This is a genomic window from Mycobacterium sp. DL (assembly GCF_039729195.1).
GTDB classification, from domain to species: domain Bacteria; phylum Actinomycetota; class Actinomycetes; order Mycobacteriales; family Mycobacteriaceae; genus Mycobacterium; species Mycobacterium hippocampi_A.
In genome coordinates this window covers 4,567,350-4,580,361 of sequence record NZ_CP155796.1, presented here as the reverse complement: position 1 = coordinate 4,580,361, position 13,012 = coordinate 4,567,350, and the positions used below count along the sequence as shown (strand labels likewise).

The following is a 13,012-nucleotide window of genomic DNA, read 5'->3' as shown; positions in this document are numbered from 1 at the left end:
ACGATGCCGACAGACCTCCGAGTGCGCGTCACCGTGCGGTACTTTGCCGCAGCGCGCGCCGCCGCGGGCGCCGAGACGGAGATTTTCGACCTGCGAGCTGGAACAACGGTGGCCGAGTTGATCGCGACGCTGAAGTCCAGGGATGCCGAACTGGCAAACGTGCTGGCCAGGTGCTCCTATCTGCGCGATGGAATTGCGGTGCGAGACATGGAAATCGTGCTCGATGACGCACAGACTCTGGATGTGCTCCCGCCCTTCGCCGGTGGCTAGCGACCGGCCGGGATCGATGTATTCCGTGATTTACGTCACATAACAAAACGGTCACGAGATGGCTACGGCGCGGTTGCGGCGGGCGGCACCTGCAGGAACAACGAACTTTCCTGGGTTTTTAGAGTTTTTTTAATATTTGCTTCGGCAGGAAACGCCGAGGCAGCCACGGGGTGACGGGACCGGGCCTTCCGGTTACCGTCTTGACTCAAGCCGTCGATCCCAAACCCGACCGGCCCGCCGTGAGACCGATTGCGCCGAGCTCCATCCGTCGGTCTGCGGGGACAACGAGAAACAACCTGGATGGAGGCGGGGGACCCACCGGTCCACCGAACACAAGGGACCTGGGGCCGTTCACGGCTCCTAGGGGTGAAGCCGTCTTCGTTTCGACGAAGCGGCCGGGCGACCTCTCCAGCCCGAACCCGACAGCTGACCTCGCGGGCGCTACAGAGAGGACCACAAGTTTTATGAGTGGACGGCATCGCAAGCCCACTTCGTCATCAGTAAGCGTCGCAAAGATCGCCTTCACCGGCGCAGTCATCGGTGGCGGCAGCATTGCACTCGCCGGCCAAGCAGGTGCTGCGACCGACGGTGAGTGGGACCGCGTCGCGAGCTGTGAGTCCGGCGGCAACTGGGCCATCAACACCGGCAACGGGTATCACGGCGGACTGCAGTTCTCGCCGAGCACCTGGTCCGGCCACGGTGGCGCCGACTTCGCACCCGCGGCGTACCTGGCGACCAAGGAAGAGCAGATCGCCGTCGCCGAGCGCGTGCTGGCGTCTCAGGGCAAGGGCGCATGGCCGTCGTGCGGCGGGCCGCTCTCCGCCGCAACGCCACGCAACGTCGTCAACGAACCCGAACCGCCTGCGCCGGTCGACCCGGTGGCACTCAACGGCGTGCTGCCTCCTCCGCCCCCGCCGTTCGCCCCGCCTGCCCCCGCACCGTTCGATGCGATGTCGGCCCCGCTGCCCGAAGCCCCGCCGCCGCTGCCCCCGGCTCCGCTGCCTGAGGCCCTGCCTCCGGCTCCCGCGCCGATGGATGCTCCCCTTCCCCCACCCGCGCCGCTGCCGCCCGCACCGGCGCCAATGGACGCACCGCTGCCCGCCCCGGCGCCAATGGACGCACCCCTGCCGGCCCCGCTGCCCGCTCCGGCACCGATGGATGCGCCGCTGCCGGCACCCGCACCGGCGATCGTCGAAGCCTCTCTCGCGGCACCGCTCGATGCGCCGCCGGTCGAACTGCCGATCGCCACCGCCGGCAACTGGGACACCCCGCACGGCCCGGTTCCTGCCGATCAGGCCCAGCTGTGGTCGCTGCACGCAGACGCACCACTGCAGCCCGCGCCGGCACTTCCGCCGCTTCCCCCGGCGCCCGCTCCCGCCCCTGCACCGGCCCCCGCCCCGGCGGCCGTCGCAGCTCCCGCGCCGATCGATCCGCTGGCCCCGTTGGCCGGTGTCGACGTGCCCGCTCCGGCATACGACATGGCCAACCAGGCGATCACCGGGGACCTGCCCATGCCCGAAGCCACCCCGCACCTGGTGAGCCCGGACAACCTGCCTCCCGGTACCACGGTCGACCCTGCGCTCGTTCCGAGCGAGAGCCCGAACGTCACGTACCTCAAGGAGATCTGGCACGCGATCCAGACCCAGGACATCTCCGGCAGCGACGCGTTGCTGGCGCTGACCCAGCGTCCGCTGACCACTCCGGACCCGGGTGGCCCCGCGCCGAGCATGCCGGTCCCGGTCGGCGCCGATCCGGCCGCGGTGCCTCCTCCGGCACCCGCACCGGTGTTGCCGCCCGCCTGACGCGACCCATCGCCGACTCGTCCCACGGTCGTCGTGGACTACGCGGAGTTGACCCACTCCTCGGTTCCGTCGGCGAAGAACTGGTGCTTCCACACCGGTAGCCGTTCTTTCACGCTGTCCACCAGGCGCGCACAGGTCTCGAACGCGGCGCGCCGGTGGTCGGCAGCGACGGCGGCAACCAGCGCCGCGTCGCCGATGTGCAGGGTGCCGACCCGATGGCTGACGGCGATGGCGCGGACCCCCGGGCAATCGGCCGCGATCTCGGCGACGACGTCCTCGAGGGTCTGTGCCGCGGACGGATGCGACGAATAGTCCAGTCGAGTCACGGTTCGGCCGCCGTCGTGGTCGCGCACGACGCCGGCAAAAACCACGACGGCGCCCGCGGCGTGGTGTGAGACCAGCGCCTCATGCTCGGCCGAATCGATGGGCTGATCGGTGAGAGCAGCCCTGACCACCGTCGTCATCGCACGTGGTCCCCTCCGCGCAATTGATCCAGCGCGTGCTCGAGAACATCGGCGAGCACTCCCAAGCCGTCTTTGACCCCGCCGGATGAGCCGGGGAGATTCACGATCAACGTTCGGCCGGCGACGCCGCACACTCCGCGCGACAAGACCGACGTCGGCACGTGCGGGAGTCCGGACTGTCTGATGGCCTCGGCGAGACCCGGGACCTGGTAATCCACCACCGCCGCAGTCGCCTGCGGAGTGGAATCGGTGGGTGAGATGCCCGTGCCGCCGGAGGTGACGATGACGTCGGGGCTGTCACGCAGAGCAGATCGCAGCGCCGATTCGACCGGTTCGCCGTCAGCGACGACCACGGGTGAGGGGGTGTCGACGCCGCGGCCGTTCAGCCAGTCCGCGATGACGGGACCGCAGCGGTCCTCGTAGACACCGGCAGAGGCCCGGGTGGAGGCGATGATCACCACACCTGACCGCGTCACGCGGTCCACATACCCGTTTTGCCACCCTCTTTGCGCACCACGCGGATGTCGTTGATGCATGCGGCGCGGTCGACCGCCTTGATCATGTCGTAGATCGTCAGCGCGGCCACGCTGACTGCGGTCAGCGCTTCCATCTCGACCCCGGTGCGGTCAGTGGTGCGCACGGTGGCGGTGATGCCGACCAGTCCCGGGTCGTCCGCACCGCCCACGGTGAAATCGACGTCGACACCGGTGATCGCCAGCGGGTGGCACAGCGGGATCAGTTCGCTGGTGCGTTTGGCAGCGAGAATCGCAGCGACCCGCGCGGTGGCCAACGCGTCACCCTTGGGCAGCCCGTTTGCGCTGATCATCTCGACGACATCGGGACGGGTCCGTACTGCTCCCACCGCTATCGCAACGCGCTTGGTGACATCCTTGGCGGTGACATCGACCATATGAGCTGCGCCCGACTCATCGAGATGCGAGAGGCCTTCTCCCACCCCGGAGCTCACCGCTACCTGTTGATGACCGTGGAGGACTGGATGAACGGGAGCTCGTCAGCCGGTAGCGGGAACGTCACGTCGCCGAACGGTGACAGTGCGCCCGTGCGGTCAGTGGCAAGCTCGCTGACCGCGTGATCGTCGGGGTCGGTCGTCGGCCAGCCCGGGTCGACGTACTTGTCCTTCTGCCGTTTCTCATCAGCCACACGAACATTGTGGCAGGCGTCTCGCCGTCTGGCGAGGTCGGGACGCTGCTTTAAGCTGGTCGGCGATGAGGCCTCGGACGAAGAGCAGACAGTGCCGATGAGGCCTCGGACGAAGAGCAGACAGTGCCGATGAGCGGGAATCCCCCGGTCGTACCGTTGGGCGCCTGGTTGGCCGAGTCCGACGATGACCGGCTGATCCGCCTGCTCCGGCTACGCCCCGACCTCACCCAACCCCCGCCGGGCACCATCGCCGCGCTGGCCGCCCGAGCTGCGGCCCGCCAATCGGTCAAGGCCGCTACCGATGATCTGGACTTCCTGCACCTGGGCGTGCTCGACGCCCTGCTCACGCTGCACGCCGACACCACCGGTGTCACCGTCGCCCGGTTGACCGAACTGCTCGGCGAGAAGGTTGACGGCGAGGCCGTCGGCGCGGCGGTCCAGGACCTCCGGGAGCGCGCCCTGGTCTGGGGCGACGACCCACTGCGGGTGGTCGCCGAAGCCGGGTCCAGCCTTCCCTGGTACCCCGGTCAGGCCACCGACGAGAACGCCGCCCCGTCGAGTGCGGACATCGCCGACGCGATCGAAGCCCTCGACGGTCCCGCGCGCGAGTTGCTGGACAAGCTGCTCGAAGGCTCGCCCGTCGGACGGACCCGTGACGCGGCGCCCGGAACCCCACCCGACCGGCCGGTGCAGCGACTGCTCGCCGCCGGCCTGCTCCGCAGTCTCGATTCCGACACCGTGATCCTGCCCCGGCTGGTCGGCCAGGTGCTTCGCGGCGAAGTCCCCGGCCCCGTCAGCTGGACCAAACCCGACCCCACCGTGTCCACGACCAGCGCCCGCGATGTGGATGCCGTGGCCGCCGGTGCGGCGATCGATCTGTTGCGTGAAGTCGAGATCATCATCGAAACACTGAGTGCCGCACCCATTCCCGAACTACGCAGCGGGGGCCTCGGGGTGCGGGAGGTCAAGCGGTTGACCAAGCAGACCGGCATCGAGGATCGCCGACTGGGACTTCTCCTGGAGGTCAGCGCCGCCGCCGGCCTGATCGCACCGGGAATGCCCGAACCGGATCCACCCGATGCCGCCGGACCGTACTGGGCGCCGACGGTCGCCGCCGATCGGTTCGTCGAATCCCCGACAGCGGTCAAATGGCACCTGATCGTGTCGGCGTGGTTGGACCTGCCGGGTCGACCGGGCCTCATCGGCAGCCGTGGCCCTGATGGCAAACCGTATGCAGCGCTGTCGGATTCGCTGTTCTCGACTGCTGCGCCCCTTGATCGTCGACTTCTTCTGGAGACGCTGGCGGAGTTGCCGCCGGGTTCCGGTGTCGACGGCGACAGCGCATCGCTGGCCTTGGTGTGGCGGCGACCCCGATGGTCGGCGAGGCTCCAACCCGCACCTGTCGCCGACCTGCTCACCGAGGGCCACGCAGTCGGTGTCGTCGGTCGGGGCGCCCTGTCCACGCCGATGCGGCGACTCCTCGCCGGCGAATCCGACGACGCGGTCGTCGCGGCCATGTCCAAGGTCCTTCCCAAACCGATCGACCACTTCCTGCTGCAGGCCGACCTGACGGTGATCGTGCCCGGACCGCTGGAGCGTGCGCTGGCCGAACAACTGGCAGCGGTCGCAACGGTGGAATCCGCGGGCGCGGCAATGGTGTACCGCATCACCGAGGCGTCCGTCCGGCGCGCACTGGACACCGGGAAGACGGCGGGCGAATTGCACGCATTGTTCACCCGCCACTCCAAAACCCCTGTGCCACAGTCCTTGACCTACATGATCGACGATGTGGCACGTCGCCACGGCCAGTTGCGCGTGGGCATGGCTTCGTCGTTTGTTCGCTGCGAGGACGCCGCGCTGCTGGCCCAGGCGGTCGCCGCTCCGGCAACCGAAGCGGTCGAGTTGAGGCCTCTGGCCCCGACTGTGGCGGTGTCGCAGGCCCCGATCGCCGAAGTGCTCGCCGCTCTGCGACGCGCCGGCTTCGCCCCGGCTGCCGAGGACTCCACCGGAGCGATCGTCGATCTGCGCAGCCGGGGCTCGCGAGTTCCGCCGGCGGGCCGTCGCCGCGTACACCGGCACCACCTGACACCTACGGATCAGACCCTCGGCGCGATCGTGGCGGTGCTCCGCAAGGTCGCTTCGACACCGTCGGGAATGCGGTTGGACCCCGCGGTCGCGATTTCGGAACTGCAGTACGCCGCTCACCACCAGGAGTCGGTGGTGATCGGATACGTCGATCCAGCCGGGGTGGCCACGCAGCGCGTCGTGGCACCGATCAACGTCCGGGGAGGCCAGCTCACCGCCTATGACCCTGCCTCCGGCAGGGTCCGGGAGTTCGCCATTCACCGCGTGACTTCGGTGGTGGCCGCCGAATCCGGATAATGGGTGGGATGACTTCCTACCGAGACCGCGCATGACCGACGGCCCGCTGATCGTGCAGTCCGACAAGACGGTGCTGCTCGAGGTCGACCATGAGCAAGCCGGGGACGCCCGTGCGGCGATCGCACCGTTCGCCGAGTTGGAACGTGCACCCGAGCACATCCACACGTATCGCATCACCCCGCTGGCACTGTGGAACGCCCGCGCCGCCGGACACGACGCCGAACAGGTGGTCGACGCCCTGGTCAGCTTCTCCCGCTACGGGGTGCCCCAGCCATTGCTGGTCGACATCGTCGACACCATGGCCCGTTACGGCCGGTTGCAACTGGTCAAGAGCCCGGTCCACGGCCTCATCCTGGTCAGCTTGGATCGCGCGGTCCTCGAAGAGGTCATGCGCCACAAAAAGATCGCTCCGATGCTGGGAGCGCGGATCGACGACGACACCGTCATCGTGCACGCCAGCGAACGTGGCCACATCAAGCAACTCCTGCTGAAGATCGGCTGGCCGGCGGAGGACCTCGCCGGCTATGTCGACGGTGAGGCGCACCCGATCAGCCTGGCGCAGGACGGTTGGCATCTGCGCGACTACCAGGAGATGGCCGCGGACTCATTCTGGGCGGGCGGCTCCGGTGTGGTGGTGCTGCCGTGCGGGGCAGGAAAGACGCTGGTCGGCGCAGCCGCGATGGCCAAGGCCGGAGCCACCACCCTGATCCTGGTGACCAACACAGTGGCCGGCCGCCAGTGGAAGCGCGAGCTGATCGCCCGGACCTCGTTGACCGAGGAGGAGATCGGCGAGTACTCCGGAGAACGCAAGGAGATCCGGCCGGTCACCATTGCCACCTACCAGGTCATCACACGCCGCACCAAGGGCGAATACAAGCATCTGGAGCTGTTCGACAGCCGTGACTGGGGCCTGATCATCTACGACGAGGTGCACCTGTTGCCCGCGCCGGTGTTCCGGATGACGGCCGATCTGCAGTCGCGCAGGCGCCTGGGACTGACAGCCACCCTGATCCGTGAGGACGGCCGCGAGGGTGATGTGTTCTCGCTGATCGGACCGAAACGCTACGACGCGCCGTGGAAGGACATCGAGGCACAGGGATGGATCGCACCGGCCGAGTGCATCGAGGTCCGCGTCACGATGACCGACAACGAGCGCATGCTGTACGCCACGGCTGAACCCGAAGAGCGCTACAAACTCTGCGCGACGGCGCACACCAAGATCGCGGTGGTGAAGTCGATTCTCGAGCGGCACCCCTCAGAACCCACGCTGGTCATCGGCGCCTACCTCGACCAGCTCGATGAGCTCGGTGCCGAACTCGACGCCCCGGTCATCCAGGGGTCGACGAAGACCGCTGAGCGGGAGGCCCTGTTCGACGGGTTCCGTCGCGGCGAAATCCGCACCCTGGTGGTTTCCAAAGTCGCCAACTTCTCGATCGACCTACCGGAAGCCAGTGTGGCAGTTCAGGTCTCGGGAACCTTCGGCTCCCGCCAAGAGGAAGCTCAGCGGCTGGGACGGCTGCTGCGGCCCAAGGCCGACGGCGGCGGTGCGGTGTTCTACTCGGTGGTGTCGCGTGACAGCCTCGACGCCGAGTATGCCGCGCATCGGCAGCGGTTCCTCGCCGAGCAGGGCTACGGATATGTGATCAAGGACGCGGACGATCTTCTCGGACCGGCGATCTGAAATCAGAGGAGCAGCGACGAGTGCGAACCCGATCCGTTTCGGGGTGGCCGTGTTTGAAATGGGCTACGCAAGTCGCGCTCAACCGGCTTGAAACGCTCAACCGGGCCCAAAGCGACAGTTGGGGCTTGCTGCAACTTCCAGAGTCAATGAGCAAAAAAATTTGCTGTTGTGACCTCAGCGCAACTCTGACTTGACCGGAGCGCGAATCATTCGACCTGACTAGTCGGACACTGTCTTGTTACCCACGAAAACCCAATTCAACGTCCGTGAAGTCCCAGAGATTTGATAACAGCATGCCTTCGTGCCGGAGGTCCTGTTGCTAAGCATTCCGGGGGACCACCAATCTGCTGCGAAGAACTCACACTATAAGTCATATATAGCAACGGGAAATCGATTTGCTATCAGCGCATACTGATGCATTTAACCAGCATTGCTGCAAAACAGGGTTTTCCTTCATGCAATATGAGCATGCAGGCAGACGGCTTGGCAACACACGTCATCGCGGGGGATCGCACATGTCAGATATTCACGAGAGAGGTGTGACAACCGGCAGTGGGCCGACCAAGGGGGCGCGCAACGGTGGGCGCGCCCGCAGGCAAAGAAGGATCGAGCCCTACGCGTGGCTGACCGCGGGTGCGGTCAGCGTCGGTATCGGCGCGGCCGCGTTCACCGGAGCGGGGTTGGCGGCCGCCGATGACACCGCCGGCGATTCCGCCTCGGCGAGCAGCAGCGCTTCGGCGGGGAGCGAAACGGCCACAACAGGGCCCGCGAAGCGCGAGCCCAGCGCCGCCGACGGCACCCGCCCCAGCGACGTCGACCGCACTGATCGCGAGTCGACGGACGACGACGAAGCAGATGACGAGGTAAGTGAACAGTCCGACCAGTCGCTCGATGGAGGCGATCGTGCTGACGACACAAAGGACGCCTCCAGCACCGAACCTGAGTTCAGCGAAAGCGACCCAGATGACATGGTTGGTGACCACGCCACAGCGGTCAGGGCCAAGCGATCGGAGAACAGCACACCGCGCGAGGCCCAAGTAGAAGCGAGTGTCGACCAAGGTCTGCGCCCGGGAGCCGTCTCCGCCGCCGACATTGAATCCATCTCATCCACGTCGGAGGAACAGGAATCCCGTTCGACCGCAGTTTTGCAAGAGTCGAACCAGTCCACAGAATCGGTGTTGACAGGCGCAGTGCCGGGAACCGCCGGCGGATTCGATGCCAACGGCGCTCCTGTGACGGTGAAGCTTTCTGTCACACCGAAACAGGGCCGCGTCGAGGTCAACACGGACGGGACGTATAGCTATACGCCTTCGAGTGCCTTGGCTGCCAGCGGCGGGACGGACACGTTTTCCGTCACTGTCACCACACTCAACCCACCAGAAACCGGCCTGAAGGCGCTCTGGAGCGCCATGATCCGGATGTTGACAATCGGATTGGTGAAGCCCGCCGTCAGCACCAGCGTCACGAGGACCGTGACGGTCACCGTTGCGAAAACCGCGGACATCGATACCGACCCAGCACCGGCCCCAGTTCCACCCAGCAAGTACGACTCTGGGCTGTCGGATCCCTTCCAGATGCCCAGCGCGAGTGCGGGTAAGACGTTGAACGTCCGCGACTACGGCGCGACGTCCAACAGGTCCTCTGACAACGATGCGACTGCCATTCAAAAGGCCATCAATGCAGCGCAGGCCGGCGACACGGTGTACATCCCGAACGGCACCTACCACATCAAATCCACGATCGGCCTGAAAGCTGGGGTGTCTCTCATTGGCCAATCACGGGACGGCGCCGTATTGGCCTCCGCCTTCTGGAGCAGTCCCCACGCGATGATCTATGCGGCGCCAAACGTCTCGAACTTGACTGTGTCCTCATTCACAATCACCCGAGCATCAGGAAGTGCGGTGAAGGCTGCCGTCCGGTTGGGTGTAGAAGGCAGCGCAGGTGTAGTCTCCCGCATAGTCGTCAAAGATCTGTTCATAGAGAAGTTTCAACGCTTCGGCATCCAGTTGCAAAATGCGTATCAAGTACTCGTCGACGGAAACACGATTCGAAATGCGACGGCACTGGACGGCGGGGGGTCGGGTTACGGAATCCTCATCGATCAGAGCCGGTCCAGTAATAATTGGATTCGGAACAACGATATTGGACCCGTCATCCGACACGGCATTCTCATACAGATGAGCGCGCACCACAACCTCATCGAGAACAACCGCATCACGGGCACGGTGTCCGGGGCCATCGATCTGCATGGCGAAGATGAATACAGCAACGAAATCCGTTACAACACAGTCTGGAACGGCGTTCGCAACGGCACCACCGTAAGCCCGAATGGAGCCGGCATCGAAGTCGGCGAATACAGCGGAAGCATCGGCAGTAGCGCCCAGCATGACAATTCCGGAGCGAACAACTGGATCCATCACAACGTGGTCTACGGATACAGCTACGGATTACGCATCGTGAACAACAGCAATGGCACTTACATCGAGAACAACATCTTCTACGACAACTTCGGCAGCGGAATTCTTGCCGATCTCGCGCCCATGAACAATATTCACATTTCAGGCAACGAGATCTACAACAACGCGAGCGGCATCACTCTTTACGATGTCACAGCGGCGAGCATCGAAGACAACGTAATCCGCGACAACGACAGCTATGGTATTTGGACCAACGCGGGAACAACCGGCTACATCGTGACGGGCAACACCGTAACGGGCAACGGGGTGAACGTCGCCCTCGGCAGCAGCAATGGTGTGTACAGCGTCAGCGCATAGCGGGTCATTTTTCGGCCGGTCAATGAAAGACATCTATGAAAGTCATTGCCCGACCGATCAGGTCGTGGGTGCCTCCAGCCCCCGCGAAAGGATCCACAAGCCAACACATCACCACGTGACTTCGTTTCCACAGAATGTGACGATGGTCAGCGCCTGGCACCTCGAGGTAGTCGACCCTGCCGCCGAGTGCGCAGCTCTGAGATACCGCGAACCACAACGCGGATGACGCGCGGACGACCATCGCTGACACAATCGATGATGACGTCAGCGAGGAGGCGCGAACCACAGACGTTATCGGTGCCTTCGACTACTCCACAGCCATCGATGTTCGCCAACGTCTTCGAGTACATCCCGCCGGACGAGCGCGACAGCAGCCTGCAGGAGATGTTCCGTATCTTGAATCCGGGTGGCGTCGTCCGTCGCCCAACCCCTAATTCGTGATCGAGTCTCGCCGTCGTCTCCCGTTCGTGGGCTGTTTGCCGACGAAGTGGCAGCATCGGTACTGGAAGCTCGCCCCCGTCCACTGGGAACATGACTTCTACGTGGTTACGACGAAGCACCTCAAAGAGTCCGCCGGACGCGCCGGTTTCACCCTGCACCACGTGCGGAACTTCAACTCTCCAGCCGACGCCATCCCCCACAATGCGCGGGAGGGCCGCACGACTGTTGAAACGACCGATGCGTCATCTGCCGTGGTCTTGGCAATTTGTACTACAGCGTCCGGCCGGAACTCGCCGACCAGCGCCCAAAGCATCTCGTCAGCGAGCCACGCACCACCAGTTCAGTCGGTCACCGCCGGACCTTGTGGCCGTGTGGTGCGGGTGTCCTGCCTTGACAAGCGAGTCCGGAAGGATAGACGCGCAATAGCTACATGTTTGAATAGCCATGTGAGCGCAGGTGTCGACTTGCTTGGCGGAGGCAGCGGTGTGCCCCGGCGCGCCGGCATTCCGTGCAGCGGCGGTGGATGAATGCGTCCCCGCCGGCCCAGTCGCGAGCCAGAGGTCCGCGCCACCCTGATCCGCTACGCCAAGTCGTTGTGGCCACTTGCCCTTGTCGGATTGCTCCTGGTGAGTCTTGCCACAGTCACGGACAGCGGCCCGAAGTTGCCATCGTCGCCGTCGGCGGATCCGATTATTACGTCGATCCCCGGGATAGCCGGTGACGTGTGGGCCAGCAGGGGACTTGTGGTTCACCGAGAGACCTACGGCGACGTGCCGCTCGAGGACAAGGACGCCGTCCTCGGTGAGGCATGGAGAGCCGTGTACACCTCGGTATCTGGGGTGGACGGCGGGATACGCGAGGTGTCCGGCGCATTCTTCATCCCCCGGGGGGTCGCCCCTGCGGAGGGTTGGCCGGTCGTCTCACTTGCCCATGGAACAACTGGTATCGGCAACAATTGCGGCCCGTCTCAACAACCGGACCTCATGGGGTACGGACCAGTGGTGGGATCGTTGCTCGCCAACCGTTTTGCAGTGGCGCTGACTGACTACGAGGGACTGGGCCCGAGCGGGACACATCCTTATCTGGAACCACGGACCGCGGCGTTCAACACCATCGACGCGGTCCGTGCCCTTCGCGAAATCTCGCCAAGCGTATCCAGTCGCTGGGTAGCCCTTGGTTACTCCCAAGGCGGACAGGCGGTTTGGGCCGCCAATGAATTGGACAGTTTTTATGCCGACGACCTCGAGCTACAGGGAAGTGTCGCACTGGCACCCGCGGCTAATGTGACCGGCGTGGCCGATCTGGCTTGGTCGCGCTCGATGAGCGACGAGCAACGAGCAACATATCCGCTACTCGTCGTGGGCGTTTCGCGCTTCACACCAGATTTGGACAAGCATGCGTTCCTGCATGGGTCAGAAGGGAATGACTTGAGTTGGTTGAGCCATTGCGAGATCAACACCAACGATACTGAGAAGACGCCGGTGACACCGTATCGCTGGCAAGAGGCCATCGCTCGCACACGCCAAGCCGACGAAATGAAGCCAGCGACAACGCAAGATGCCGACACGCTGCGGAATTCACTGCGCAAAGCAGCCCTGCCACAACGACCACTCGAGAAGCCCATGCTGGTCATCACCGGCAGGGCCGATTCGCTTGTCTTGTCTGAATGGGTCCAGGCAGCAGTCACCGACAGCTGCGCAATCGGTGGAAGAATAGAGTACCTAGACATCCCCGATGTCGACCACCGTGGAATTCTCTGGAAGGCAAGCGACATCGTGATGGGTTGGATGGACGACCGCTTTGCGGGTCTCCCTGCGCCGTCGAATTGCTCTGCACAGCAACCCTAGCGGGCGTTAGCAGTCAAGTCGAACGTTTCCTGCCACGGCTCGCTGTTTGCAGCGCACACTGGATGAACGTGACCGTCGAATCGCTCGGGTCTGGTCTACTGCACGCTTGCCAACTTGATCTGGCGAACCCGACCAGTGACCCCGGTAGGACTCGACCTCGACCGGGACGGCGGTGACGCGCTTTATCGCC

Annotated in this window: 10 protein-coding genes and 1 riboswitch; of the genes, 6 read left to right on the top strand and 4 right to left on the bottom strand. The window is 64.8% G+C overall.

From position 1 onward, the window contains the following. Positions 1 to 3 precede the first annotated feature (3 nt). Together ABDC78_RS21840 and ABDC78_RS21835 are read left to right on the top strand one after the other, a co-directional pair. Positions 4 to 270 (top strand): MoaD/ThiS family protein, encoded by a 267-nt coding sequence (locus tag ABDC78_RS21840; RefSeq protein WP_178358386.1) that lies wholly within the window; start codon positions 4 to 6, stop codon positions 268 to 270. Positions 271 to 512: 242 nt separating this feature from the next. Further along, positions 513 to 726: riboswitch (cyclic di-AMP (ydaO/yuaA leader) on the top strand. Positions 727 to 734: 8 nt separating this feature from the next. Continuing rightward, positions 735 to 2,072 (top strand): transglycosylase family protein, encoded by a 1,338-nt coding sequence (locus tag ABDC78_RS21835; RefSeq protein ID WP_347133191.1) that lies wholly within the window; start codon positions 735 to 737, stop codon positions 2,070 to 2,072. A gap of 38 nt (positions 2,073 to 2,110) precedes the next feature. Here ABDC78_RS21835 and ABDC78_RS21830 read toward each other — a convergent pair whose 3' ends face one another. The 4 genes from ABDC78_RS21830 to ABDC78_RS21815 are packed head-to-tail and all read right to left on the bottom strand — an operon-like array spanning position 2,111 to position 3,697. Then, positions 2,111 to 2,536 carry a molybdenum cofactor biosynthesis protein MoaE gene (locus tag ABDC78_RS21830; RefSeq protein ID WP_178361930.1) on the bottom strand — a complete coding sequence of 142 codons (426 nt, stop codon included), beginning with the start codon at positions 2,534 to 2,536 and terminating at the stop codon, positions 2,111 to 2,113. Continuing rightward, positions 2,533 to 3,012 (bottom strand): MogA/MoaB family molybdenum cofactor biosynthesis protein, encoded by a 480-nt coding sequence (locus ABDC78_RS21825; protein ID WP_178361929.1) that lies wholly within the window; start codon positions 3,010 to 3,012, stop codon positions 2,533 to 2,535. Before ABDC78_RS21825 ends, ABDC78_RS21830 begins: the two co-directional genes overlap by 4 nt. After that, positions 3,009 to 3,446, bottom strand: a complete 438-nt coding sequence (moaC, locus tag ABDC78_RS21820) for a cyclic pyranopterin monophosphate synthase MoaC (RefSeq protein WP_218621404.1) — start codon at positions 3,444 to 3,446, stop codon at positions 3,009 to 3,011. Before moaC ends, ABDC78_RS21825 begins: the two co-directional genes overlap by 4 nt. Before the next feature lie 59 nt (positions 3,447 to 3,505). Further along, on the bottom strand, positions 3,506 to 3,697 hold the full coding sequence (locus ABDC78_RS21815) for a hypothetical protein (protein ID WP_178361928.1): 192 nt from the start codon (positions 3,695 to 3,697) through the stop codon (positions 3,506 to 3,508). Between the two features lie 129 nt (positions 3,698 to 3,826). On the opposite strand from ABDC78_RS21815, the gene ABDC78_RS21810 reads away from it, so the two are divergent. The 4 genes from ABDC78_RS21810 to ABDC78_RS21795 all read left to right on the top strand — a co-directional run bounded on the left by ABDC78_RS21810 (position 3,827) and on the right by ABDC78_RS21795 (position 12,822). Further along, positions 3,827 to 6,079 carry a helicase-associated domain-containing protein gene (locus ABDC78_RS21810; protein WP_178361927.1) on the top strand — a complete coding sequence of 751 codons (2,253 nt, stop codon included), beginning with the start codon at positions 3,827 to 3,829 and terminating at the stop codon, positions 6,077 to 6,079. A 31-nt stretch (positions 6,080 to 6,110) separates the two neighbouring features. Beyond that, complete coding sequence (locus tag ABDC78_RS21805) at positions 6,111 to 7,760, top strand: DNA repair helicase XPB (protein ID WP_178361926.1); 1,650 nt, start codon at positions 6,111 to 6,113, stop codon at positions 7,758 to 7,760. Positions 7,761 to 8,275: 515 nt separating this feature from the next. Then, positions 8,276 to 10,534, top strand: a complete 2,259-nt coding sequence (locus tag ABDC78_RS21800) for a right-handed parallel beta-helix repeat-containing protein (RefSeq protein WP_347133190.1) — start codon at positions 8,276 to 8,278, stop codon at positions 10,532 to 10,534. A gap of 968 nt (positions 10,535 to 11,502) precedes the next feature. Next, positions 11,503 to 12,822 (top strand): lipase family protein, encoded by a 1,320-nt coding sequence (locus ABDC78_RS21795; protein ID WP_178361924.1) that lies wholly within the window; start codon positions 11,503 to 11,505, stop codon positions 12,820 to 12,822. Positions 12,823 to 13,012 lie beyond the last annotated feature (190 nt).